Raw genomic sequence first — 25,243 nt, forward strand, 5'->3', positions numbered from 1 at the left:
CCAGATAGCAGACTTACTTTTTTAGCATATCCCGCAGATTCGCAATACTTGCCTGCCCTTTTTGCTGGCGCTCTTCGGCACTGGCTTTAGGCTTTTGATTTTCCCACTGCACATCGTCAGCAGGCAGCTCGTACAAAAAGCGGCTGGGTTCAGGCTGGATGATTTCACCAAACTGGCGGCGCTCTTTAGCAAGGGTAAAGATGAGTTCGCGCTGAGCACGGGTGATCCCCACATACGCCAGACGGCGCTCTTCTTCTACGTTGTCTTCATCAATACTGCTTTGATGCGGTAACAAGCCTTCCTCCATGCCCACCAGAAACACAATGGGGAATTCCAGACCTTTTGAGGCATGCAGTGTCATTAACTGCACCTGATCAGCATCGGCCTCTTCTTCGCCGCGCTCCATCATATCCCTTAAAATCAGTCGGTTAACTACTTCCACCAGCGTCATAGGCGCATCCAGCTCGTTGCCTTCCAGCATATCGGTAACCCAGCCAAACAGGGTACTGACGTTCGCCATGGCCATTTCCGCCGCTTTCGGGCTGGGGCTGTGTTCGTACAGCCACTCTTCGTAACTCATAGACTTGATCATTGAGCGCAGCGCCGCGGTGGTATCCCCTCTGGCGGCATTATCCGACAATTCCACAATCCAGCGCGCAAAGCCTGCCACGCGCTGATAGGCGTTGCCTGAAAGTACACCCGACAATGCGTCGTGACACGCGGCTTCAAACATAGACTTACCAAGATGATTGGCAAAGTTGCCCAGCTTTTCCAGCGTGGCCCGGCCTATGCCCCGGTTGGGCGTGTTAATAATGCGAAGCAGTGCATTATCGTCATCCTGGTTTACCATCAGACGCAAATACGCCATGATGTCTTTCACCTCGCTGCGACCGAAAAACGACATCCCGCCACTGATTTTATAGGGGATGCGGTTACTCATTAACAGCTTTTCAAACAGCCGGCTTTGGTGGTTTCCGCGATACAAGATTGCATAGTCTTTAAAGTTTGTGCGGTTCATAAACTTATGTGCAATCAGCTCTGCGACCACGCGCTCGGCTTCGTGCTCTTCGTTTTTCGCCACCACCACTTTCAGCGGCTCGCCGTACTGCAGTTCAGAAAACAGGGTTTTGTCGAACAGGTGCGGATTGTTCTGAATGAGAATATTCGCGCAGTGTAGAATGCGTCCGGAGGATCGGTAATTCTGCTGTAGCTTGATAACGTTCAGGCGCGGAAAATCCTGCTGAAGTAAGTTCAGGTTTTGCGGCTTTGCGCCACGCCAGGAATAAATTGACTGATCGTCATCACCCACCACCGTAAAGCGGGCGCGTTCACCCACCATCAGTTTCACCAGCTCATACTGACTGGTGTTGGTGTCCTGATATTCATCCACCAGCAAGTAGCGAATTTTACTTTGCCACTTCATTCGCGCCTGTTCGTTGTGTTTTAACAGCAGCGTGGGCAGCAGGATAAGATCATCAAAATCCAGTGCGTTATAGGCTTTTAAGTGATTTTGATACTGACGGTACGCCTCGGCGAACTCTTTCTCACCGGTACTGGTTGCGTGGCGCAATAACTGATCAGGCAGTAATAAATCGTTTTTCCAGTTCGAGATACAGCTTTGCAGCAGCGAGAGCTGATCTTTGTCCCCATCTAAGGTGTCTTCGGTGAGGTCGGTTAACAGCGCCAGCGAATCTTTATCGTCAAACAGTGAAAAGCCGGGTTTTAAGCCCAAATCTTTCACATGCGATTTGATGATATTCAGCCCCAGGGTGTGAAAGGTAGAGACTTTCAGGCCGCGCGCTTCTTTTTTTCCTAAGGTTTGCGCCACCCGCTCTTTCATTTCGCGGGCCGCTTTGTTGGTAAACGTAACGGCGGCAATGTAGCGTGCCGGCATATCGCAGTTTCGTACCAGATGCGCAATTTTGTTGGTGATCACCCGGGTTTTGCCACTACCGGCACCCGCCAGCACCAGACAAGGCCCGGAGACAAAAGTCACAGCAGATTGTTGTGCATCATTCAGCTTCATGGAAAATCAGATACCTGCATCTTGTTGGATGACACGCGCCACCAGACGCGACCGGGGAGAGGTGGCGGTTTTCATTGCATGTCGATGGTATCGCTATAGAATGGGAACCTCGTCGACGACGCGCATTATAAAGGAAAAACCATGCTTGATCCGAAGAAACTGGAAGAATTGGCAAAACAAATTGCAGACGCGGTACCGCCGGGTGTGCGTAATATGGCAGAAGAAGCCGAAGGTCGCATTAAGCAGGTATTGCAGTCGCAGTTATCTAAACTGGACCTTGTTACCCGCGAAGAGTTTGATATTCAAAGCCAGGTATTAATTCGCACTCGCGAAAAGCTGGATGCGATGGAAGCCAGGCTCACCGAACTGGAAAACCAGCAAAACGACTAATGCTGCCGGGATGTCTGGGGTATCAGATACCCCAGGCTGATTAGCTTACGGCAGCGGCTGAGTGCGCGGCAAGCAAATGCCCTGTTCCAGCCCCTTAAATCCTTCCATACTCATTCTCACGTTGAACACCGACAAACCGTATCTAAAGCGCACGCTGTGCCCCTGTGATACGAATCTACAGTAAATAGTTCGCCAGTAGCCCGGCTGTTACCACCATGCCCACATAATGGCTTTCGATAAACGCTTTGAAGCACGCTTCGCGCTCACGATGCCGGATGCGGGTATAGGCATGGGTAAAGAGTACGGCCGTTACCACAAGAGACAGGTAATAAGGCCAGGTTGCCTCAATCAAAACCCCCACTGACAGCAGTAACAACAAGGTTATCAGCTGTAATAGCACGATAATGGCTTTGTCGAAGCGGCCAAACAATACTGCGGTAGATTTCACGCCAATACGCACGTCATCGTCGCGGTCAACCATGGCATACATGGTGTCGTAAGCCACAGTCCAGCACAGGTTTGCCATAAACAACAACCAGCCCCAGACCGGCACCGTTTCGGTAATAGCGGTAAAAGCCATGGGGATCGCCCAACCAAATGCCGCGCCCAGCACCACCTGTGGCAAATGGGTATAGCGCTTCATAAACGGATAGCTTGCGGCCAGAATGAGCGCCGCGACAGACATCGCCACGGTTTGCCAGTTAAGCAGCAGCACCAAACCAAAAGAGACGCCGATTAGCAGTGCAAACAGCTGTAGCGCTTCTTTCTCGGAGACTTCACCACTCACCAGCGGGCGCGCCGATGTACGCTTTACGTCACCGTCGACATGGCGATCAGCATAGTCGTTAATAATGCAGCCGGCAGAACGCATGATAACCACACCGGCAACGAACACGGCGGTAATGAAGAGCGATGGCAGCCCTTTAGATGCCACCACCAGCGCCCATAGGGTTGGCCACAACAACAAATAAATGCCAACCGGTTTATCCAGTCGCATCAGCCGTGCATAGCCCGGCATATTGGAAAAAGAGAGCTTAACGTCCATAGCGATACCGCGATTCGTAAGCCGGGGCTCCCGGCAAAAACACCTCAGCCACAATCATGCGGCTTCCCTGAAAAGAAAACAACGAGCGGCGCCCCCACAACGTGTCGGCGATATCCATATTCAGGCGGGAAAGTGCCTCAGGGGTTGCCTGACAAAGTTCAAAATCGGAGCGGGCAAAACGGGCATCGTTAAACAGCCGTTTACCCAGAGGCTGGGTACCTAAGTTCGCCAGTTCATCGTCAATAAGTGTTTGTGGGATCACCGAGCGCGCGTACACCCAGGGCTCGCCATCGGCACACAGCAACACCTCGCGCACCTGCCAGTCGCTGTCGGTAGCAGCATTTAACAGCGCTTGTTCGCTGTGATGGAGACCCTGACGGCCCTGCCCTAACTTTTCCAGCGAAAAGTGCCTGCAAAGCGACTGCACCCGTTCTGTTAACGACCCGGTGTCGAGCAACCAGTTTTTGAGATAAGGATCAGACAGGGCTACCTGACTTGACGGCGCCCAATTGACATCCAGTCCAACGGGAAATTCAGGAGAGACTTTCAACGACACGTTCTCTGCTTGTTTAACTGCATTTATCTTATCACTGAAGCGGGTTTTACGCCCACCCTGTGCGCAGCGATATACCGCTGGTTTGTTATCTTTTACGCCGACGTTTCCATTTTACTGCCGTTACATCAGCAACTCTGAGGGCGACGAAGGTGCGATTTTAGCGAGTGGATTGACGCTGTAACGTCTTATTTGTCTTAAATGTCCCGGCTTCGACTAATGCAGTAGTGCGCTATTGAATGATTTTGCTACAATAAGGGCATCTTTATTCCCTGTTGTTATGAAGCGATACCAGACTTGACCAAAATGACATTTCGATTACTGCTGCGATCCTTGGCAATTTCGTTGATTTTAACTGCCGCCGGTACTTCACTGGTTAGCGCTCAGGATCGTCCTAATTACGCGTATCTTGGCCTTGAGCCAGACATTGTAACTAATTACGTGGGCTCAACAGCAAGAAAGCTGGGGTACGTGCGCGTGACGGTTGAGCTGATGATTAACGATGTTGACCAACTCGAGATAGCCGAGCATCACATGCCGCTGCTGCGCGCCACGGCAATTGAAATATTTGGCCGTCAGCCGGAAGAGAAAGTTAAATCGCTGACCGGCCGTGAAGATATTCGCCGTGCCATTTTAAAAGCACTTCAGGAACATATGAAGCAGGAAACCGGTGGCGAAGTAGTAAAAGACGTCATCTTTACCAAGTATCTGTATCAGGGCGGCTAATCCGCCCTTTTATCAGCACCAATACTCAGCACGGCAGCCAGCAGGCACCCGGTAATTAAACCGACTGTGTGTGCGGCATTCGCCATGTTCACCCACAAGATATCGGCATAGCCCAGCACCAGCCACACCAGCATAAAGCCGATAATACCGCGGGGAATGCTTAGCCCCCACTGCGGTTTTAGCCAGCCCAGCCACCACACAAAGCCCATCAACGCATAGACCACACCTGACAGGCCGCCAAAAGGCAGCAAGCCTCCGGGCAGCGGATCGGTAAAGAACGACTGACCAATGTTAGATGTGACAGCGGATATCACAAATACCAGCATCAGCATGCTGACACCCAGTGTGCGTTCGATTTGCGCACCCAGCATGCCCCACCACAACAGGTTAAACACAATGTGAAGAATGGAGAAATGAATAAACGCCGGGCCTATCACCCGCCACCACTCATGGTTTTGCACGAGCAGAGACAATGGCTGCATCATGAGTTCACTGGCAATAGGCGCAAACAATCCAAACAGCGACAACGCATACACCACCACGCAAATCACCAGCACGCTTGCCGTCATCGGGGAGGTCATTGCATTTTTCATCATACCGGCAATGCTCATACCGCTACCGGTTCGTGTCAGCGTTACCTGCTGACCATGCTCCCATGCCGCTTGCTGATACTTAGGATCGTTCGGGTTACGAAGAAAGGCTTCGGTGATATCTCTGGCACGAAGTGCATCGTCTTCATTGGCCAGCACCACCATATATTCATCGCCAGCGCTGGTTCGCTCAACCTTGGCATCGATGCTCTGGCTCTTAAGATAATTTGCCAGCAGGTGAGCCACCCCTTCCTGACGAAATGCGATTAACGGAGAGTTCACGCGTTATCACTAACCACAGGCTGCGACACGCGCCAGGCCTCAAAGCCACCATCCATACTGTAGACGGTATTAAACCCCTGCCCGGCAATCACCTGCGCTGCCTGCTGGCTGCTAATGCCGTGATAACACACCACCACAACAGGCTTTTCTTTTGGCGTGTTCTCGATAAACGTTGCCAGATTATCATTGCTTAAATGCAACGCATCGGGCATGTGGCCGTTAGCGAAAGACTGCGGATCGCGAATATCAACAATGGCATAGCTGTCTTTGTTGTCCGCGACATCCTGCACGGTGATGTGTGAAAATTGGGTCATTATTATTGCCAGTCCAGAATAACTTTGCCGGACTCACCGGAGCCCATGGTATCGAACCCTTTCTGAAAGTCGTCTACCGGGAACTGATGAGTAATGATAGGTGTCAGGTCCAGACCGCTCTGGATAAGGCTTGCCATTTTATACCAGGTTTCGAACATTTCACGTCCGTATATTCCCTTGATGGTAAGGCCTTTGAAGATCACTTCGTTCCAGTTAATGGCGACGTCCTGTGGCGGAATGCCTAACATCGCCACTTTACCACCGTTGTTCATATTATTCAGCATATCGCGAAAGGCTGACGGCACACCTGACATTTCCATGCCCACGTCAAAGCCTTCCGTCATGCCCAACTCGTTCATGACATCTTTTAAATTGGTGTTGCTGACGTTCACCGCGCGACTCGCGCCCATTTTTTCCGCCAGCGCCAGGCGATAAGGGTTCACATCGGTAATTACCACGTGACGCGCACCTACATGTTTTGCAACCGCTGCGGCCATGATGCCAATGGGGCCTGCGCCGGTGATAAGCACATCTTCACCCACCAGGTCAAAGCTAAGCGCGGTGTGTACTGCATTACCAAAGGGGTCGAAAATAGAGGCTAGATCATCGCTGATATTATCCGGGATCTTAAACGCGTTGAACGCAGGGATAACCAGATATTCGGCAAATGCACCCGGGCGGTTTACGCCTACACCGGATTCATTGCGGCACAAATGGCGGCGTCCGGCGCGACAGTTACGGCAATGTCCGCAGGTGATGTGACCTTCGCCTGATACGCGGTCGCCAACCTGAAAGCCGGCTACTTCTTCACCCATGCCTACCACTTCACCCACATATTCGTGGCCGACAACCATAGGGACCGGAATGGTGTTTTGCGCCCATTCATCCCAGTTGTAAATATGCATGTCTGTGCCACAAATGGCGGTTTTGCGAATTTTAATCAGCAGGTCATTATGACCCACTTCAGGCTTTGGCGTATCTTCCAGCCAGATGCCTTTCTCGCTGTGCGCTTTAACTAACGACTTCATTGAATCACTCCTAACTCGCGACCCACCTCAATAAACGCGTCTACCGCACGGTCTACGTGTTCAATACTGTGCCCGGCTGACATCTGCGTACGGATACGCGCCTGCCCTTTCGGTACCACCGGGTATGAGAAACCAATCACGTAGATGCCTCTTTCCAGCAGCTTGTCGGCCATGTCACTGGCCAGTCGTGCATCGCCTAACATAACAGGAATGATGGGGTGATCTTTCCCGGCCAAAGTAAAACCGGCTTCTTCCATACGTTTACGGAAATGTGCAGCGTTTTTCCACAACTGGTCACGAAGTTCACTACCCTGCTCCATCATATCGAACACTTTCAGCGACGCAGACACGATAGGTGGCGCGACAGAGTTGGAGAACAGATAAGGACGTGAGCGCTGACGCAACCACTCCACTACTTCTTTTTTGCCTGAGGTATAACCGCCTGACGCACCGCCCAGCGCTTTACCCAGAGTACCGGTGAGAATGTCTACCCGGCCCATAACATCGCAGTATTCATGACTGCCGCGGCCGTTATCGCCAAGAAAGCCCGTGGCGTGGCAGTCATCTACCATGACCAGCGCATCATATTTGTCGGCCAGGTCGCAGATGTTTTTCAGATCAGCAATGACGCCATCCATCGAGAACACGCCATCGGTGGCGATAACTTTGAAACGTGCACCGTCTGCATCAGCCTGCTTTAACTGGTCTTCCAGCGCTTCCATGTCGTTGTTGGCGTAGCGGTAGCGTTTGGCCTTACATAAACGCACGCCATCGATGATGCTGGCGTGGTTAAGGGCATCAGAGATAATGGCATCTTCGGGGCCTAGTAAGGTTTCGAACAGGCCGCCGTTAGCGTCAAAGCATGACGGGTACAAAATGGTGTCTTCTGTGCCCAGGAAGTGACTGATCTTGCCTTCCAGCTCTTTGTGAATGTCCTGCGTACCACAGATAAAGCGCACAGAAGCTACCCCGAAGCCATGGCTGTCCAGGCCGTCTTTCGCTGCCGAAATGAGATCGGGGTGGTTAGCCAGTCCCAGGTAGTTATTTGCACAGAAGTTCACAACGTGATCGTTGTTTACATCAATGTCAGCTTGCTGTTGCGAGGTAATAACCCGCTCTTTTTTGTACAGCCCTTCTTCTTTCGTGCTGGCAATCTGCGATTGCAGGTGTGCAATAAATGCCTCAGACATGCTGGTCTCCAGGTTCGCTAAAAGTGTGTATTTTAATGAAAGCGTGAATTGGGGTATAGCCTAACCCGCTCGCCGGGCAAGGCCATGCGACAGACGGTGTAAATAAAACCGCACACCTGCGCGTATCCTGCTCAGCCAGAGGTGTCAGCCGACACATCAAATACGGGCAGGTCTCCGGTCCATACGCCACCAGCCAGCTTTTCGTTTAGTGTAGCCCACAGTTCCGACTCGGGAATAGGTTTACTGATGAGGTAGCCCTGCCCCTGATGGCAATTGAAATGGCATAACAATTCGTACTGTGCCGGGATCTCAAGGCCCTCGGCAATGACCTTCAGCCCCATGTTGCGCACCATGGTAATGGTCGAATATACAATTGAGCGGTCATCCGGGTTGTCGACCATGCCCGCAATAAAAGACTGATCAATCTTAATATAATCTGCTGGCAGCGCTTTTAAGTAGCTCAACGATGAGTACCCGGTGCCAAAATCGTCAATGGCGATTAAGCATCCCATGGCTTTAATCTGCTCCATCACGTGGGTGGCACGGCTGATATCAGCCACCAGCACATTTTCGGTAAGCTCAAGCTCTATCATGGAAGGCGCGATGCGCTGTTCGATAATCTGTTGTTGTAAAAATTCTGGCAGCGACGGATCCAAAAAATGTGCAGAAGACAGATTGATGGCCATTTTCACATCGGCAAGCCCATTGGCTGACATTTCCCTGAGCAACCGGGTCGCGCGCGCAATTACCCAGTAATCCAGCTCCAGCATAAACAAGGTGTGTTCTAGTAATGGGATGAAGTCGTTGGGTGCGATGGGCCCTTTTTCCGGATGTTCCCAGCGCAGTAAAGCTTCAAAGCCAACTAACTTTCGGGTACGAAGTTCAAGCTGAGGTTGCAGGGCCAGATAAAACTGATCATCACGCAGCGCAATGCGCGCTTCAGACTCCAGTTCCACTTTGCGCATAACCTTAAGATTCATGGTGGAATCGTAGATCCGAAACGACGGTCCCTGCCGCTCTTTCGCTTCATACATGGCGATATCCGCATGGCGTAACAGGTCGACAGCAGAGGATTGCGACTGGCGCGTGATCGCGATACCAATACTCACTGTGATGTAAAACTGTTTGTCATCAACATCAATTGGGGTGGAGAACGCACTCAGCAATTTTTTAGCGACCACTTCCACCTGATCACGGGTACCAATCTGAGATAACAGCACGACAAACTCATCGCCACCAAACCGTGAAGCAATGTCATTGTCGCGGATAGGTGCAGAAATACGCAGCGCAGCGGCTTTAAGCAGTTTGTCACCCACATCGTGACCGTGACTGTCGTTTACCTTTTTGAAATCGTCCAAATCGAGGAACATCAGCGCCACAATATCTTCACTTCGGGCAGCGGCAGCCAGCTGTTTTTCGACCTGATAAGTCAGCATATTGCGATTTGGCAGGCCAGTCAGAGCATCAAACATTGCCATTTTTTCTAACTGCGCCGTGTTGATCGCCATACGGCTATCGATATCTTCGAGCTGGTGAGCCAGGTCCTCTGCGGTTGACTCCAGCACATCCAACTCGTCGCGAAAATAACGCTGACGCCACTCACCCGATATACCCGTGGCATGCCGAAACTCCTGATAGCGATGTTGCGCCAGCAGTGGCAGGCGGCGGCTGATGTCCATCAATCGATATCGGTACTGGTTCAGAAACAGGTACATCAGAATAGAAAATAAAGTGAACAGCCCTACCGCACTGCCTGCCACCAGCTTTTCATAGCGTTTGGCGCGCGCGACGTCACTGGTGATGTCCTGCACCAGTAAAATGAAGGTCTCTTTTCCACGCACAGGTGTCATAGGGATAAGGTTCAACAGGTAGCTGCCCTTTCCGGTATCGACCTGATGGCCTTTCTCGACCAGCTCTGTAATATAAGCCGCTCCGAGGTTTTCAAGCACTGCCTCAATTTCGCGCTGGTTGGTGTCAGTCAACTGACTGACAAAACGCAGGGGCAGCGCACTGCCCGGCGTGCTCTGCTGCACCAGAGCCAGTAATTTGGTGCCCACCGTCTGGCCCATCATTGAAAGCAGTTCCTGTAAGCCGGTGGATATGACTATCACGGGCATTGCCCCTGACTCAGTCATTACCGGTACAAACAAATACTGCTGACAATACGCTTCGCAATGCAACAGAAACTGCGTTGTGAGGTTTCGCTGCGTGGTTTCCAGATAAGGATAAAATAACGTGGTGGGCGCGCTCTGCTCACCGTAATACAGCGTTAATTCGCCATCGTACAGCCAGAAGTCTTTAATTTGGCGGTTCAGTCGAAGATAGTCTTTTGCTCCCTCCAGCGTTGCCGACAGGCTGGTCGGCGTTTGCTGACCGGTGGAACTCATGCTGGTAAAGCCTTCCAGCCAGATGATGGCTCGCCCATTGAGCTCCTGAGTAAACAGCTCGTAGCGCCGCTCATTTTCGACCTGTACACGAAAATGCTGGCGTTTGATGGTTTCTTTGGATTGCTGAATGAGGATAGCAGTTATCACAACCGACACTGTCAGCATCATCAACAACAGGATGATCATGACTTTGGTGGTAAAGGATAACCGTGGCTTCATATCAGAACCAGTACATCAGCTGCACAGCCCACATACGCCAGTGCGACTGCGACTGCAGTTGGGTTTGCGGATTCAGAATGCCTTTAATTCTGGCGCCGCCCTGCACCCAGTGATGCTCTCCCTGAAGGCGCCAGTTCGGTGCAATATCCCAGCGAAGGCCAATGGTAGTGGTGTCCATATAACCAAAGTACGCGGGGATCACCCCGCCGGTAGACGCTTCCAGCATGCTGCCATCACGATCGTCGCGATTGAGATCATAGATATCCTGCATGATGAGTCCGCTTACCTGAGGCGTAAACATATACCGCAGCTGCACAAATCCGCCTTCACCAATCCGGCTGTTGTAATAATCAGGTCCGAATGCGCCACTGTCCTGCTGATATTCTTTTAAAAATTCTGCGCTTAGCTCCCAGTTTTTACTGAAGTACTCAAACGACAGCATGACGCGACGAATATTGGTCGTGCCAGCAATAAGAACATCCATGGGAGCAGGTTCGTAGCGAAAATCAGACTCCAGCAGACTGCCGCCAATGCGCCAGTTCATGCTGGGTGGTTGCCAGAATACGCTAAACTGATGAACATAGTCCTGTTTCGCCTTGCCCAGCACATTGGTGCCCAGAAACGCCTGGGTTTGCTCATCACTGATGGACGAGCGACCGTAGCTCCAGTTTACTTCCCAGAGTCCGTGCTCGGTCAGGCGAGTAAGTTGCAGCAATGCGCCGTCGCTGCCAAGCGCAATATCGCGGAAACCATCGTAATACACGGATTGTGGAAGTACTGACGTGGCGCGGGTATGCGGCACATCGCGGGTCGCTGAATACAGCCAGTGACGATTTTTAAAGCGCCCCAGATGCAGGTGGCCCTGCCACTCCCCAAGATTTGGCAGCGTCCAGTCGACAAACAAATAATCAAGCCGGGCCCCCTTTTCGTAGCGATTCCCGCCATCCAGGTACACTACCTGACCCACAACGGCCAGCCGCTGATCGAACTCGTACCGGCCGTTAATGCCCAGTTCTGTCAATTCGCCGGTTACCGACTCGTTGTCGGTCAGAAAGTTGCTGTCTATCGACTGTGTAACGCCCTGAGACAGATAGCCGTGCCAGCTGCCATTCCCTGCCAAAGCCTGCCCCGAAAATGCCATCAAAGCCGCCAGTAATAGTGAAGTTCGCATTCTCATTGTAATTGTGCCTTCCGTTCACTGTATTGGGTTATCCCCGTTTCGGTCGCATAACCAATGGCGCCTGGGGTATTCATTACCGCGTTAATCAATTCCATTTCATTTTTCACTCTGCGGGGTGGCTCCCCTTGTCCTGAGTAGGTAATTTGGTTCCACAGCCGGTCCAGCTGATAAGGAAACATGCGCAAATGCTCACGACTGAAGCGCTGATGCAGTGGCGCATCAGAGTTCAGCATATAAACTGTTATTTTGCTGCCGTCAGGCCAGTACTGGCGGTTACCGGTGAAAATTTGCAGGGTGTCGGCCCGGGATAATGTCAGACCATCAGAGGCGTAGCTGTGAAGGATCGTAGTTTTTTCCTGACACAAAGCTGGCGTGCTGAGTAACACAGAGAGTGTCAGCATGAATGAAAACATGATTTTCAGGTGTGGGAACTTCAACCTGAGGCAGTCTTCCATAATCGTCAAAGGGAGTTCCCCCTGGGTATAGAGCGCATGCGCAACACGCGCTTTCCTTGTAAGTGTAGATAATCTGTTGACGCTTGTGTGGATTTACCGCAGCTATCTTTACGATTACTCACCATTAAACAGGTTATCGACAGTTTCGACAACGCGTTCAAGAGATATTTTTGCCATAAGGTCCTGCCCTTTGGCTCGTGCTCCCCATGGCAACGACTGCCAGGGTTTGCCCCGCTGTGCTTCAATGCACTGGTCATAAACAGACACCACTTTATCATTATCGTTATAGGGGCCGGTTCGTCTGGGGTTCGAATGCGCGTAGAGACCAATTACGGGCGTACCCACGGTGGTTGCCATGTGGGCAGGCCCGGTGTCAGGAGCGATAACTAACTGCGCATGAGCCAGCAATGCCAGCAACTGATGCAGCGACGTCTCGCCGGTCAGGTTAGCTGTAATTTGGGCATCACACGCCAGAATGGCGTCGGCAGTTTGTCGATCCAAAGCGCCCGGCCCGCCACAAAGTACTACAGATTTTCCTTTATTTTGCAGATGGTTAGCTATACCTGCGTATCGTTCGGGTAACCAATTACGCTCGGCTTTGCTGGCTGCAGGGCTGATTACGACAAAATCGCCGAACTGCTCAGCTTTACTGGCCGCCCAGGCCTTGTCTTCTTCGCTTACCGGTATGTTCCATGCTGGCTTTTCTACCGGAGGGACGCCTAATGCGTCAGCAAAATCCATAAATCCGTCTAACACGTGGGCGTGTTTGTGAGGCGCAACGCGTTTGTTGGCAAACAGCCAGTGCAATTCTTTACTTCTGGCCCAGTCAAACCCTATGCGGGTTTTCGCTTTAATAGCCCGGGACGCCAGGTTCGCACGCAGCGCCACCTGCATCATCAGCAGCGCATCAAATGTAGTATCAGCCAGGTCAGCCTTAAGCTTCGCCACTGCCGCTTTACCCTGAGACTTATCAAACACCACAAACCGAATGCCCGGCATAAGGCGAACCAGCTGATATTCAATTTTACCAATCACCCAGGTGATGTCTGCTTCAGGCCAGTGTGTCTGAATTCGGTTTACCAGGGCCGCGGCATGACAAACATCGCCAATGGCAGATAGTCGCATCAGACAAATCTTTTTGCTCACGCTAATACTCACTTTCGCTGAAAAATCAGAAATAAATCATTACAATGGCAAATTTACCATAAGTTACCGTTTGCATGGCGATAAAAGACTGGGCCTCAGAGAAAAACAACCACGCGATCCGTTACGATGATGCCGTGTTTGCCGGGCCGTCACTGGACTACTTTGACCCCACCTACTGGCAGTCTGAAAATAAAGTGACAGGCAACGCACAGGGGCGTGGCACCACCTACTTCATTGAACACGAATCCAGACACTGGGTGCTTCGTCATTATCGGCGCGGCGGCTTAATTGGCAAGGTGTTAACCGACGAATATTTGTATGGCGGATTAGGCAGCACCCGAGCCTTTGCCGAGTTTGACTTGCTTCACCGAATGCGTGAACTGGGGTTGCCGGTCCCGGAACCGGTTGCCGCGCATGTATCACGACATGGCCTGTTTTATCGCGCTGACTTGATTACCGCCATGATCCCTGACAGTCAGGACCTGTATCACGCGCTTTGCCACGAGCCTCTGGATGCGGCTACCTGGGAGCGTGTTGGTGAAACAATCGCCCGTTTGCACCAGGCCCTGGTGTACCATCACGATCTGAATATCCACAATATTATGCGCGACGGCGAGGGTACTATCTGGATAATTGATTTTGATCGCTGCGCCATTCGCGATGGCGATGGCTGGAAACAGGAAATGCTGGACCGCCTTCAGCGCTCTCTGGAAAAAGAGCTGGGGCGCTGCGAGACGTTTCACTTCAGCACTGAAAACTGGCAACAGCTGTTGCGCGGGTACGAGCGAAAAATACGCCCGTAACATCTTTGTGAGTAAGCCGGGACGGCCGTTTTTCGTTGCTGCCATTGCCAACTGCCAAATGGTAGTAAGCCAACGGCCCATTGCAACACCAGACGATTCTCGGTACTGTTCCGTTAAAACCAGACAGCCTCTTTGAATTATGCACACCAGAGCCTTGTACCCGGGTACGTTTGATCCCATCACGAATGGTCATGCTGACCTGATAGACCGTGCCTCGCGCATGTTTTCGCACGTTATTGTTGCTATTGCCTCGAACCCCAGTAAAAAGCCGCTGTTTACGCTGGAAGAGCGGGTAGCCATGATTAAAGAAGTCACGGCGGACTTGCCCAATGTCGAGGTTGTCGGCTTTACCGGTTTACTGGCAGATTTTGCCGATCAGCAAAACGCCACCGTGTTAATTCGTGGTCTGCGTGCGGTATCAGATTTTGAGTATGAGTTTCAGCTTGCCAATATGAACCGGCGGTTAAATCCGAAGCTGGAAAGTGTATTTTTAACCCCGGCGGAAGAGAATTCCTTTATTTCCTCAACGCTGGTGAAAGAAGTGGCCATGCACCGCGGTAACGTCAGCGACTTTTGCCACCCGGTGGTGCAGAAAGCGTTGAAAGCAAGCTTCCATGGTAGTCAGAGCGACTCGTAAAAGCGCCAGCGTTGCCAGGGCATAGTCGCTCAGCGAGGCCTGTAGGCAGTTACAAGGCATCTTCGCAGGGTTCGCAGGGTTCGCAGGGTTCGCAGGGTTCGCAGGGTTCGCAGAGCAGGATAGTCGCATTTGCCAGGAAACCTAACGTCGCCATTGCCTGCTTTATGGCTCGCCCTTCGGGACATAAAACCAAATACTGACTCTTCGGTGATTTTTTATTTACCCCGTTAACCCTGCAAGGGACCGCCCTGATTAGTCAACTGGCTTTATGCCTGAGCAGCCATCGACTTATTCTCATCATCCCTAGCGCTGACAACCAATACAAAAGAACGTATTGCGCTGGCCAATGACTTTGCTTTTAATCACCCCGCCGCAGCGCCCACAGGCTTTCCCCGCCTTACCGTACACATTCAGATGCTGCGCGAAGTAACCCGGATTGCCGTCGCTTTGCGCAAAGTCTTTTAACGTGGTGCCACCTTCTGTAATGGCTTTTTGCAATACCGCTTTAATGGCATCGGTTAGTGCCGCGTAGCGTGAGGCGCTAACCCGGCCTGCTGCGCGGCGCGGATCGATGCCCGCCATGAACAAGGCTTCGTTGGCGTAGATGTTACCCACGCCAACCACGACGTCGTTGTCCATGATAAAGCTTTTTACAGGGCTTTTACGGCCACGGGAGAGAATATGCAGACGTTCACTGTCGAACGCGTCAGTCAGTGGCTCTGGCCCCAGTTTACGAAACTGAGGGAGTTCGTCGCCCTTTGGCTGCCACAGGCAGGCACCAAACCGGCGCGGATCGTTAAAGCGCAGGCACTTACCGGAGTCCAGCACGATATCAATATGATCGTGCTTAATTACCGGTGTGTCTTTGTCTATCACGCGCAGTTTTCCCGACATACCTAAATGCAATACGATATCGGCATTTCCTACGTCAATCAGCAGGTATTTAGCGCGCCGTCTGACATCAACAACAGTACGCCCCGTTGCGGTTTTTATTTCCTCAGGCACCGGCCAGCGCAGGCGCTTGTCACGTACGATAACATCCGTGATTTTATGATTGATAAGCCAGGGCGAGATACCTAACCGACTGACTTCCACCTCGGGTAATTCAGGCATAGTTAATTCACCGACACTTCTTTGAAGGTAAACCAGGGGAGCAAAGATTTCAGCGTCACCCGCTCCAGCTCGAACCACTGATCGTTGTGCTTCACAAACGTGTGTGAGTCCGACATATAGAACGCATACACCAGCCCCTGGGACTCACCAGCCAGCCACACCACTGCGATAATCGGGCGCAGATTCTGGGCAAGACTTCTGGCCCGCGGCGCAGGCTCTAATATCCCGCTTTGCCAGGCTTCAATTTGTGCTTCCGGTGCCATGTCTACCACCGTCTCAGTCACATACCGCCAATGCTGGCCAGTACGCTCAAGCCGCTGCTGGTCCTGCTCAATTTTAAGGATATAGGCATCACTGGTAAGCAGCGGCTGACTTCCCTGAGGCTGCGACACCGGCAGAAAGCTGTCCAGATTGAATAACGCAATCATCAGCAGCATGGCGAATATCACCACATTATTAAAAGCACGTTGGGATAAACGGGCCACGTCAGTCCTGTCCTTTCCAATTAGATTCCTGCGTATGATATACCAATCTGACCATCAGCGTGATCAATCTACCCTGTAATCTCTGGCAGCCCGCACACAATAACCTGCGTTGACAACCATCTCAGGCAGACGTTTAACAGTACGACACCGGATTTCACCTGGCTATCAACTGACAAGCGATTTATATGAATAGAACAAGCGTTAAGCGCGCCGGAATCAGATCCGGGTTTCGCGGCACTTCTATACCAGCGCATAAACGCAAAAAACCCGGCAAGAGCCGGGTTTTCGTGGAGACAAAAGCAAGTTTTCTTACTTGATTTTTGCCTCTTTGAACATAACGTGCTTACGCACAACAGGATCAAACTTTTTGATCTCCATTTTGCCTGGCATGTTACGCTTGTTCTTATCTGTGGTGTAGAAGAAACCTGTACCTGCAGAAGAAACTAATTTGATTTTATCACGCATTGTCGGCTTCCTTAGATTTTCTCACCACGGGCACGGATATCAGTCAGAACTGAATCGATACCTTTTTTGTCGATGATACGCATGCCTTTAGTAGACAGACGCAGTTTAACGAAACGGTTTTCACTCTCAACCCAGAAGCGGTGAGTTTGAAGGTTAGGCAAAAAGCGACGACGGGTCGCGTTTCTCGCGTGCGAACGGTTATTACCAACCGTAGGACGCTTACCTGTTACTTGACATACTTTTGACATTGTATTTGTCTCCAGAACAACGATAACTGTCGCGCCAATCGATCCCACCGCTCATTTAGTCACTGGGTCAAATGACGTATTACTATAAATTAGAGGGCGCATTTTATACAGTAAATGCACGCGCAATTCAATAAGAATGTGAAAAAAGTCGGGGTTTTCGGGCGGTATTCACCCGTTTTTACAAATTGGGATCAAAAATGATCCCAAAGAGGGTAACTTTGATCTATCTCGGATCCTGCTGAGCGTATCTTACACGCTTTCGGGATCAGGTTGAACTTTTCCGGTTACAGCTCCTGCTATCAGTACTTGTATTAACGCAATTCCGCAGTGCTATCTTGATCGCCAGCGGATCCAGCCAGTTTGCGAAGACCGTAAGGTGTCTGGGTGACATTATGCTTTTTCGTGTAATCGCGGATAGCACGGTTTTTATCGCGCATTTCCTGCTTAACGTAACCTCTGGCATGATCCAGATGGACACAGATAGCGGAATAACGAATCTGCTTTGACTTGATTCCAAGGTTGAACAACCTTTCACCGAGCTCACGGTCTTCGCCACCGTATTGCATACGTTCGTCAAAACCATTGGCTTCAAAAATATCCGAGCGCCAGCCAGAGACGTTATGACCGTTCCACGTTGCTTTAGTAGGCGTCAGAAAGTTCAGCATTTCAGCCTTTTTCCCTGATGCCGTCAGCTTCATCGTTTTATGCGTTTTTTTCAAGCCATGAGACACAAGCCAATCCAGCTCAAAAGCACGCCCGGTTCTGATATCTTCCCGGGTAATCGCCAGGCTGGTTTCCATAGGTAACTTAAAGTACCCGCCAGATAAAAAGTATCCGGGTTGCCGGTAGCGGTCGTGCACAGCCAGAAAGTCACTACGCAAAATGCAGTCTCCATCGGTAAATACAATATATTCACCCTCTGAAGCCACCAGCGCTTTGTTCAGAATTCGGGTTTTCTGAAAGCCGTCATCGGGCTGCCAGACGTGCTTAACCTTTCTGCCTGAGTCTTGCTCAAACTGAGCAATGCGCTTCGCAGTCTCTTCTGTTGAACCATCATCGGCAATGATAATCTCGAAATCCTGAAACGTCTGATAGTGCAGACCCCAAAGCGTTTTCTCCATCCAGTCTGGCGAGTTATAGGTAGAAAAAATCACCGAAAATGCTACAGATTTCATTTTATGATCCTTCATAGAAATCAATTCCTGATACATACTCTTAATAACAAAACGCGTGCGCAGGCCAAGTGCGCTTCTCGCGTGATAGAAATATATTGCGCGTCTTTTATTACTTAACAATGACGATCTCAAAGCGTTGATATGTCGCTCAGGCAATATAACTATTGCGAATTACAGACCACGTTATTCTTTAAAAGTTTTGTCGTTTATCTTGTTCATGCTCAGGTTTCGTTTCGCGCTCAACCAGTTATCTGCATGAAATGTGTATTCCCGGTGTGCAACATTACAACTTACATGCAATAGCAATAGACGCTTTGGGCCGACCTAATGCCATTTATTATATTTATGTTACACTCATCAGAATAATCGGCTCGTGCTGTAAAGTGCGGGTGGGACTGAATTGATATTACTTAACCGGACGTCGTCACATTGCGTAGAATTATCACTTTCGGCACCTTTGATGTGCTTCATGTTGGTCACGTCCGAATACTTAAGCGTGCAAAAGCGCACGGCGATCATCTAACCGTAGGCCTTTCATCTGACGAGCTAAATTTCAGCAAAAAAGGTCGCAATCCAATCTACTCATTTGACGCACGCCTTGAATTACTCTCTTCTCTTCGGTTCGTCGACGATGTATTTAAAGAAGAATCGCTGGAGCAAAAGCGCGAGTACATAATCAAACATAAAGCAGATATGCTGGTCATGGGTAATGACTGGGAAGGGCGTTTCGATGAGTTTAAGGACGTATGTGAAGTCATTTATCTTCCCAGAACGCCCTCCGTGTCGACTACTGAAATTATCGAAATTATAAAAGAACAACAATAAATGCGTTTCGTTTTATATCTTTCACAAAATTATTCCTTTGAAATATTAAGGCCGCTCGCCGCACAAATGCTTAATGACGGCCATGCCGTTCGCTGGTTTGTTGAAGGCAACGACGTAAATACCCGGTTATTTCATCCCGAAGAACAACGATTACAAGAGGTCGCGGACATCGTTGAGTTCAATCCTGATGCTGTATTTCTGCCCGGAAACATCGTGCCTTCTTTTATACCCGGCCTGAAGGTGCAGATTTTCCATGGCTTTGAGTGGAAGAAAAAGGGGCATTTTCGAATTCGCGAGTGTTTCGATTTGTACTGCACACAGGGCCCTTTCTTCACACAAGCGTTCAAGGATTTACGGGCACGCCACCCGCACTTTACCGTGAGAGAAACCGGCTGGCCAAAGTTAGATCCGCTGTTTTCCGGGCTTGAAAACGCCAACTACAATGACGTACCCCACATTTTATTTGCCCCCACCTTCTCGCCTAAGCTGACCAGTGCGCCAGCGCTACTGGAACAGATAACAACGCTAAGCCGAACCAAACCCTGGAAATGGCTGGTAAAGTTTCACCCGAAAATGGATGCTGAGACAATTGAGGCGTACAAGAATATCGCCAACGATAACCTGGAGGTTGTTGAAAGCCAGAGCATTCTGCCTCTGCTGCAACAGTGCGATGTTATGGTATCCGATACATCATCAGCCATTACTGAATTTCTGCTGATGAAAAAACCCGTAGTGACCTTCAAAAACTCTCAACCTGAGGACGTCTTTATTGATATCTCAGCACCTGAGAAGCTGGGCGTTGCGGTAGAAGATTCACTCACGCTATCTGACTCACAACGTCAGAGAATTGAAGCTTACGCTGATCAGATGCATCCATACGATGATGGACAATCCGCAAAGCGGATCCTCGAGGCGACTATTGAGGAAATTCAGGCGTTCCCCCGACAGGACAATGTGGCAAAACCCCGCAATGTTATTCGTAATCTGAAATTGCGTAAACGGCTGGGTTACTGGTCGTTGTAATCGGCATCGAGGTATCTGCTCCATATCACTCTGAACAGAATCAATTGCCGTGTACCGTGTTGACTCACCAAGACACGAGCATTACTTGTTTGTCACTAAATGGCTGTCACCGCCATATTGATTATGACAGCGACAGCATGAGGTAGAAGAATTAGTTGTAGAAGGGTGAGCGCGGTTCCGTGAAGTCAATCAGACGGACGGGACGGCGCAGTAATTGTCCGCCATCGCGCGAGATTGGGATCCACGGGAACATACCGCGGCCTTTCGCAGGTTCAAGCAGGAATAGATCCAATGGAATCGACAAATAAAACCCTTTGGTAAAGCTGCCCTCACCATAGTCTTCCGATGACACATCGGTAAAGGCCGCGTAAGCACCAACAATTACGCCACTGTCGAAGCGTTTGGCGAAGTCGATGTTCACGCCCTTGTCGCCGGCCAGAAACTGCCCGACACTTGTTGTGATTTGCGTGTCTGGTAAGAATTCAGGTTGCCAGTAGACACTGGCGTGACCAGTAAAGGTGTCATAATCCAGGAAGCTGAACTGATCATCAAAGTCTCTCTGCTTCACATAGTTAACATCAATACCGAAGGCAACGTTACTATCCACCGGCCGATAAAGTATCTCACCGCCCGCGCCAGCAAACATTCTTTCCAGATAGCCGGCATACGCCTGCCCAAACCATTCATCAGACAGCTGATCTTTCCAGTTCAGGAATGCCGTGTCGACGCTAAAACGGTTGTTGGTGACATATTCTCGCACCAACGTACGCACACGCGGAAGTGGTGTATCTTCTTTGTCTACAGTAAAGGTAAACTTATCGAAGTTATCTAATACAGTGGCGCTCAGCCCTCCCACGACAGACCAGTTTTCGTTAAACGCGTAACCCGCTGTGAAAATGACGCCGGTTTGATACAAATAGAAGTCTTCCGGGCTGCCGAAGGTTTGTGTCCAGAACAGGTCCGCAGAATGAAAAAAGCCTGAGTTCGCTGCAGGCGCATAGTCATCGCGCAGCGCCTCATCCGGATTTTTGCGATACCAGGTATCTTTAATATTTGCATCCAGTGACTCATAGCGGGCCGCTGCGATAAACGCTTCTGCGTCAATCACATTCTCGACCATGGGCAGACCGCCTTTTGCTTCTACAACATGATACGTTTTTACCGACTCTGGCAGCTCTGATGCCAGCACCCGGCCAGTACGCTCAATCGCTTCATCGTTGTCGCGATAGGCATTCTGATAACCGTAAAAGATGGCTTTTTCTTCCTTAATATCCACATCGGTCAGGATAAAGGAGGCGTCTTTTATCAGGCCCTGGAACAACGCGTTGCCGTTGATTTCAGATAACGACTCCGGACGCTTGGTGTTCATCAGGTCGCGGGGTGGATCGTCAATCTTGATCTGCGACATAGTGTGCAGGTTAAATTTGTAGGAAACACCAAACCCCACTGTGTTGCCACGCTGGTAATTCAGACTGAAGTCGAAGCCATTCCATTTGTAAACTGCGCCGACATTAAGGCGTGTATCCTGCTCAAGCTCGCCTGCGCGATCAAATTCGTACGTATTACCTTCCCACTCCAGCTTTAGCGTTAAAGGCTCCCACGGTGTCTGGTATTCAACCCCACCGTAAACCGCCATTTTGCCCTTAAAGAACTGGTCGTAGTCGACTTTACCGCCAAGGCCGGAGTAGCCCAGAGGACGCTCACAGAAACTGTCTTTTAACTTACAAAATGGGTTTGTGAAATCATCGGCAGAGCCCATATAGCCCCAGCCTAAGCCCACGTGGAAATCGAGGGGACCTACAGACTTACTGGCAACCACAAATTCACTTTCAAAAAAGCCGGTTCCGCCAAAATCCCGAAATCCCACTGAGATATCTGGCATGTAATAGCTTTCTTCCCACAGGCGAAATTTTACGTCCAGGCCTTTATCTTTCAGAGTTTGATCGCCACTGAAAGAATCTACCTGACTGTAAAGCTGAGTACGCACGTCAGTATAACGCGCCGTGGCCTGCATCCAGTCAAAGAGTTGCAAGTTTACCGACCAGAAACGGTATTCGCCGTTATCGGTATAGTTTAAATACAAATCCCCGGCGTCCTGCATTCTGGCGGTAGGGGTCTGAATTAGTCCTGTGCCGCCCTGCACCATTTGCGACGGCTTAACGTTCACGGTTTCCTGTGCGACAGAAAGTGTTGGCAGCAAGCCAATCACCGCGACAGAAAGTGCAGACTTGGTAAAAGGTAATCGAGATATCATTACGGCAACACCCTGTGAACGGCAAGCTGGGCAAGACTTTCATTAAACTGAGTCAAAGAAGGAGTGAAAATACTGGAAAAGACAGGCACGATAACCTGGCTACCCGGCATCAACTGATTATAGGTGCCGTTCCAGTATGCGATCCCCACTCGATTTACCTCACCAAGCGGAGTCACCACGTACACAAAGTCGTGCTCAGCACCTTCCAGCTTACTGATAGATGCCAGATAGTCAGGTGTGCTGGTCTGAGACTTATGCGCATAGCTCCCGGCACGCATAACCGCGCCAGCAAGGTGCACGGAATCAGGACGAGGCATGATTCTGATCATATAACGGCCGTGATCCAACATTGGGTTTTGCTTGGGGTCCAATCGCGCCGCATCATAATTGATGGTTCTGACAACACGTGTGGCAAGAGTCCATAAACTGACTTGTTCTTCGATTGCTGATAAGGCTTGATAGGAGGCCTCTGATGGATCGCGCTGTGCTTTCAAAGCTACGATTTGATTTAGTACCTGATTGCGCAGTTGTTCGGCGCTGTCATCGTCTGACTGATAAATCGCACTGGCCGGCCAATACCAGTCACTACTACCTGATACAGGCGCAAGTACTTGCGCCAGACGCACGGGTTCAGGATAACTAAATTGTAACTGGTTAATTTGTACACCCACGACAGCTAATGCTCGCGCCGACAACAGGCCAAGAAGTAGGAAAATCCCTGCGACAAATTTCATTGTGCACTCTCCATCAGTCTTACCACCCGGCTTAAATAAACCATGTCGTACCAATCACCGTCCGGAGCATATTTTTGCTTGCTCGCCAACAATGTTTTCGTTTTCAAATCCAGCCAGTAATGGTTTTCCCAAGCAAGGTTCCCCTCCCAGTAAGGCGAGGTGTCAGCAAATGAGACTTGTTCCGTGATATGCAGCAATTCGAAAGGGGTATCCAGAAACGTACGGCTGACTTCTCCTTCTATTCGCCAGGTCGAGATGATAGGCAATCCATAACCGATATTTTCTACATCTGCCTGACGCTCCCACCTAAACGCCAGTTTGCTGTCCCCTGCCAATGGATTAGTAGCAAGTGGCGCGGTGTATAACAAATCGTTTTCCAGACCATGGGTTTTGATAATCACGCCGTGATGCATGGTAATAACTTTACTGTCAGCAGAGACCCACTTGTAATAGTCATTCTCAATAAATGCCAGCCCAGCTACGGCGATGGGACGCTCACCACTTTTAATCTGCAACAGGTCTGGACCACTTTGTGTGATTTGTTCTTTGGTCAGCTGAATATCGCGGTCCGAAAACGCCAGGCTCAGTGTATCGATGTAGGCACGGTTGGTTGCCGAACACCCCGATAATAAAAAGAATAAAATGAAAAAAAGAGGAAAGATTTTAATAACGTTCATGTTGTACAACTGGCAAGCCATGCTCAAAAGACTATTGTCACCTTTTTCCGGCAAATAAAAAAGCCGCTCGGAAGCGGCTTTTAAAATTCTTTATTATTACAATTACTCTGGCGCGTAAGTAAACGTCACAGGAACAGTAATAGTCTGAGTACCAGAAACAGTTACAGTGGTAGTTGTACCCACACAAACATCGTTTTGAAGCGGATCATCACCTGAACATTCAGGCGTGTTTCCACCACCGTTGCCGCCGTCAACTTCACCTTCTTTACGGTTGTTAGAAACCATAGCAGAAAGTACACCTAACGTAACCGCGCCAGTAGCGATAGTACCGCCACTCAGCGCATTCAGGCCGTTGCCTGAGTTTGCACCATCATTGTCAGTTTGCGCGCTAACGCCTGCTGACATTGCTGCTGCAGCAAATAATGCAATAATTGACTTTTTCATAACAGTCCTTTCTAAAGAAACCCACCAATCTGATATCGTATAGCATTTCGTGTCATTTGACTACTATATAATCGATGAACAGACATTAAATCCTTGCTTAACACCAAACCGTAGTTTTATTACATCAAACCACGCTGGGCCAGCGACACACAAATCGTATCACCTACAATAATATGATCAAGCACAGAAACATCGATCAGGCCCATAGCGGCGCTGACTTCACGGGTTAATGCAATGTCGGCGTCACTGGGTTCCGGGATCCCGGAGGGATGATTGTGAACCAGTATGATCGCTGCGGCGTTACAGGCGATCACAGCCCTGACCAACTCTCTGGGATAGACCGCCGCACTGTTAACCGTGCCGGTAAACAGGGTTTTGAAACGTATGAGCTGATGCTGACTGTCGAGAAATAACATACCAAAGTTTTCCTGTGGACAGTCACGCAGCTCGGAACGCAGGTATTCCGTCACACTTTCCGCAGCGTGAAAAACCGGCTGCCGGTACAAGGGTTCAGCCAGATGCCGGCGAATGATCTCCAGCGCCGACTGCAGCTGAATATAGCGCACAGCCCCTACCCCAGGCACCTGAGTAAAGGCGTGCTGCGGCGCCGTGATCAGCGCTCTCAACGATCCGAAGTGGGCCAGCAGATCTGACGCTACTGTATACGCACAACGTCCCGCCCTTCCGGTACCCAGAAAGGCTGCGAGCAACTCGGTATCTGTCAGCGAGGCAACACCACCTGCCAGTAGCTTTTCCCGAGGCCGATCAGATTCAGGTCTTAGCGTTAATGAAATCATGTCTGTAGAGCATTGCTGAATTGTATTGCTGT

General features: G+C 50.3%; 27 protein-coding genes. 6 read left to right on the forward strand and 21 right to left on the reverse strand.

What is annotated here, in order from left to right; genetic code table 11:
* Nucleotides 1–13 precede the first annotated feature (13 nt).
* Nucleotides 14–2,026, reverse strand: coding sequence for a DNA helicase Rep (gene rep / locus JKP77_RS18130; RefSeq protein ID WP_218312581.1), 2,013 nt, complete (start codon nucleotides 2,024–2,026; stop codon nucleotides 14–16).
* A gap of 141 nt (nucleotides 2,027–2,167) precedes the next feature.
* Here rep and ubiK point away from each other — a divergent pair, with 141 nt between their 5' ends.
* Nucleotides 2,168–2,416 (forward strand): ubiquinone biosynthesis accessory factor UbiK, encoded by a 249-nt coding sequence (gene ubiK, locus JKP77_RS18135; protein ID WP_218312582.1) that lies wholly within the window; start codon nucleotides 2,168–2,170, stop codon nucleotides 2,414–2,416.
* Nucleotides 2,417–2,591: 175 nt separating this feature from the next.
* Here the strand turns inward: ubiK and ubiA are convergent, their stop codons facing one another.
* Both ubiA and JKP77_RS18145 read right to left on the reverse strand, forming a co-directional pair.
* On the reverse strand, nucleotides 2,592–3,461 hold the full coding sequence (ubiA, locus tag JKP77_RS18140; protein ID WP_218312583.1) for a 4-hydroxybenzoate octaprenyltransferase: 870 nt from the start codon (nucleotides 3,459–3,461) through the stop codon (nucleotides 2,592–2,594).
* Entirely contained in the window at nucleotides 3,451–4,017 is a 567-nt protein-coding gene (locus JKP77_RS18145; RefSeq protein WP_338024891.1) for a chorismate--pyruvate lyase family protein, read from the reverse strand. Before JKP77_RS18145 ends, ubiA begins: the two co-directional genes overlap by 11 nt.
* Before the next feature lie 303 nt (nucleotides 4,018–4,320).
* On the opposite strand from JKP77_RS18145, the gene JKP77_RS18150 reads away from it, so the two are divergent.
* Nucleotides 4,321–4,740, forward strand: coding sequence for a flagellar basal body-associated protein FliL (locus tag JKP77_RS18150; protein ID WP_218312584.1), 420 nt, complete (start codon nucleotides 4,321–4,323; stop codon nucleotides 4,738–4,740).
* Here the strand turns inward: JKP77_RS18150 and glpG are convergent.
* The 8 genes from glpG to JKP77_RS18190 form a co-directional block, all read right to left on the reverse strand.
* Nucleotides 4,737–5,612 carry a rhomboid family intramembrane serine protease GlpG gene (gene glpG, locus JKP77_RS18155; protein WP_218312585.1) on the reverse strand — a complete coding sequence of 292 codons (876 nt, stop codon included), beginning with the start codon at nucleotides 5,610–5,612 and terminating at the stop codon, nucleotides 4,737–4,739. The genes JKP77_RS18150 and glpG overlap by 4 nt on opposite strands.
* Nucleotides 5,609–5,926 carry a thiosulfate sulfurtransferase GlpE gene (gene glpE, locus JKP77_RS18160; RefSeq protein WP_218312586.1) on the reverse strand — a complete coding sequence of 106 codons (318 nt, stop codon included), beginning with the start codon at nucleotides 5,924–5,926 and terminating at the stop codon, nucleotides 5,609–5,611. The genes glpG and glpE overlap by 4 nt, the downstream gene beginning before the upstream one ends.
* 2 nt (nucleotides 5,927–5,928) lie before the next feature.
* Complete coding sequence (gene tdh / locus JKP77_RS18165) at nucleotides 5,929–6,954, reverse strand: L-threonine 3-dehydrogenase (protein WP_218312587.1); 1,026 nt, start codon at nucleotides 6,952–6,954, stop codon at nucleotides 5,929–5,931.
* Nucleotides 6,951–8,144, reverse strand: coding sequence for a glycine C-acetyltransferase (gene kbl, locus JKP77_RS18170; protein ID WP_218312588.1), 1,194 nt, complete (start codon nucleotides 8,142–8,144; stop codon nucleotides 6,951–6,953). The genes tdh and kbl overlap by 4 nt, the downstream gene beginning before the upstream one ends.
* Nucleotides 8,145–8,275: 131 nt before the next feature.
* Nucleotides 8,276–10,750, reverse strand: coding sequence for a putative bifunctional diguanylate cyclase/phosphodiesterase (locus JKP77_RS18175; RefSeq protein ID WP_218312589.1), 2,475 nt, complete (start codon nucleotides 10,748–10,750; stop codon nucleotides 8,276–8,278).
* A gap of 1 nt (nucleotide 10,751) precedes the next feature.
* Nucleotides 10,752–11,927 (reverse strand): hypothetical protein, encoded by a 1,176-nt coding sequence (locus JKP77_RS18180; protein ID WP_246601274.1) that lies wholly within the window; start codon nucleotides 11,925–11,927, stop codon nucleotides 10,752–10,754.
* Nucleotides 11,924–12,394: a hypothetical protein gene (locus tag JKP77_RS18185; protein ID WP_218312590.1), complete on the reverse strand. Its 471-nt coding sequence runs from the start codon at nucleotides 12,392–12,394 to the stop codon at nucleotides 11,924–11,926. The genes JKP77_RS18180 and JKP77_RS18185 overlap by 4 nt, the downstream gene beginning before the upstream one ends.
* Before the next feature lie 105 nt (nucleotides 12,395–12,499).
* Entirely contained in the window at nucleotides 12,500–13,531 is a 1,032-nt protein-coding gene (locus JKP77_RS18190; RefSeq protein ID WP_338024892.1) for a glycosyltransferase family 9 protein, read from the reverse strand.
* A 74-nt stretch (nucleotides 13,532–13,605) separates the two neighbouring features.
* Between JKP77_RS18190 and JKP77_RS18195 the strand changes: the two genes are divergently transcribed.
* Nucleotides 13,606–14,334, forward strand: a complete 729-nt coding sequence (locus JKP77_RS18195) for a 3-deoxy-D-manno-octulosonic acid kinase (protein WP_218312591.1) — start codon at nucleotides 13,606–13,608, stop codon at nucleotides 14,332–14,334.
* Between the two features lie 139 nt (nucleotides 14,335–14,473).
* Nucleotides 14,474–14,971, forward strand: a complete 498-nt coding sequence (coaD, locus tag JKP77_RS18200; RefSeq protein ID WP_218312592.1) for a pantetheine-phosphate adenylyltransferase — start codon at nucleotides 14,474–14,476, stop codon at nucleotides 14,969–14,971.
* A gap of 303 nt (nucleotides 14,972–15,274) precedes the next feature.
* On the opposite strand, the gene mutM is transcribed toward coaD, so the two are convergent.
* The 5 genes from mutM to JKP77_RS18225 all read right to left on the reverse strand — a co-directional run bounded on the left by mutM (nucleotide 15,275) and on the right by JKP77_RS18225 (nucleotide 18,457).
* Nucleotides 15,275–16,084 carry a bifunctional DNA-formamidopyrimidine glycosylase/DNA-(apurinic or apyrimidinic site) lyase gene (gene mutM, locus JKP77_RS18205; protein WP_218312593.1) on the reverse strand — a complete coding sequence of 270 codons (810 nt, stop codon included), beginning with the start codon at nucleotides 16,082–16,084 and terminating at the stop codon, nucleotides 15,275–15,277.
* A gap of 2 nt (nucleotides 16,085–16,086) precedes the next feature.
* A complete protein-coding gene (locus tag JKP77_RS18210) occupies nucleotides 16,087–16,569 on the reverse strand; it encodes a hypothetical protein (RefSeq protein WP_338024893.1) in 483 nt (160 codons plus the stop codon).
* Nucleotides 16,570–16,878: 309 nt separating this feature from the next.
* Nucleotides 16,879–17,034, reverse strand: coding sequence for a 50S ribosomal protein L33 (gene rpmG / locus JKP77_RS18215; RefSeq protein ID WP_013786148.1), 156 nt, complete (start codon nucleotides 17,032–17,034; stop codon nucleotides 16,879–16,881).
* 11 nt (nucleotides 17,035–17,045) lie between these two features.
* Nucleotides 17,046–17,282, reverse strand: a complete 237-nt coding sequence (rpmB, locus tag JKP77_RS18220) for a 50S ribosomal protein L28 (RefSeq protein WP_218312594.1) — start codon at nucleotides 17,280–17,282, stop codon at nucleotides 17,046–17,048.
* Nucleotides 17,283–17,593: 311 nt separating this feature from the next.
* Nucleotides 17,594–18,457, reverse strand: coding sequence for a glycosyltransferase family 2 protein (locus tag JKP77_RS18225; protein ID WP_218312595.1), 864 nt, complete (start codon nucleotides 18,455–18,457; stop codon nucleotides 17,594–17,596).
* Nucleotides 18,458–18,886: 429 nt separating this feature from the next.
* Here JKP77_RS18225 and JKP77_RS18230 point away from each other — a divergent pair, with 429 nt between their 5' ends.
* Nucleotides 18,887–19,282, forward strand: coding sequence for an FAD synthase family protein (locus JKP77_RS18230; RefSeq protein ID WP_218312596.1), 396 nt, complete (start codon nucleotides 18,887–18,889; stop codon nucleotides 19,280–19,282).
* Nucleotides 19,283–20,305 carry a CDP-glycerol glycerophosphotransferase family protein gene (locus tag JKP77_RS18235; protein WP_218312597.1) on the forward strand — a complete coding sequence of 341 codons (1,023 nt, stop codon included), beginning with the start codon at nucleotides 19,283–19,285 and terminating at the stop codon, nucleotides 20,303–20,305.
* Between the two features lie 151 nt (nucleotides 20,306–20,456).
* Here JKP77_RS18235 and JKP77_RS18240 read toward each other — a convergent pair whose 3' ends face one another.
* The 5 genes from JKP77_RS18240 to radC all read right to left on the reverse strand — a co-directional run bounded on the left by JKP77_RS18240 (nucleotide 20,457) and on the right by radC (nucleotide 25,208).
* Entirely contained in the window at nucleotides 20,457–22,559 is a 2,103-nt protein-coding gene (locus JKP77_RS18240; protein ID WP_218312598.1) for a YjbH domain-containing protein, read from the reverse strand.
* Complete coding sequence (locus JKP77_RS18245) at nucleotides 22,559–23,293, reverse strand: capsule biosynthesis GfcC family protein (protein WP_218312599.1); 735 nt, start codon at nucleotides 23,291–23,293, stop codon at nucleotides 22,559–22,561. Before JKP77_RS18245 ends, JKP77_RS18240 begins: the two co-directional genes overlap by 1 nt.
* A complete protein-coding gene (locus JKP77_RS18250) occupies nucleotides 23,290–23,970 on the reverse strand; it encodes a YjbF family lipoprotein (RefSeq protein WP_218312600.1) in 681 nt (226 codons plus the stop codon). The genes JKP77_RS18245 and JKP77_RS18250 overlap by 4 nt, the downstream gene beginning before the upstream one ends.
* Nucleotides 23,971–24,072: 102 nt before the next feature.
* Nucleotides 24,073–24,414 carry a hypothetical protein gene (locus JKP77_RS18255; RefSeq protein WP_218312601.1) on the reverse strand — a complete coding sequence of 114 codons (342 nt, stop codon included), beginning with the start codon at nucleotides 24,412–24,414 and terminating at the stop codon, nucleotides 24,073–24,075.
* 119 nt (nucleotides 24,415–24,533) lie between these two features.
* Nucleotides 24,534–25,208: a RadC family protein gene (gene radC / locus JKP77_RS18260; protein WP_218312621.1), complete on the reverse strand. Its 675-nt coding sequence runs from the start codon at nucleotides 25,206–25,208 to the stop codon at nucleotides 24,534–24,536.
* Between the last annotated feature and the right edge of the window lie 35 nt (nucleotides 25,209–25,243).

Source organism: Alteromonas antoniana, from assembly GCF_019249295.1.
GTDB lineage: Bacteria > Pseudomonadota > Gammaproteobacteria > Enterobacterales > Alteromonadaceae > Alteromonas > Alteromonas antoniana.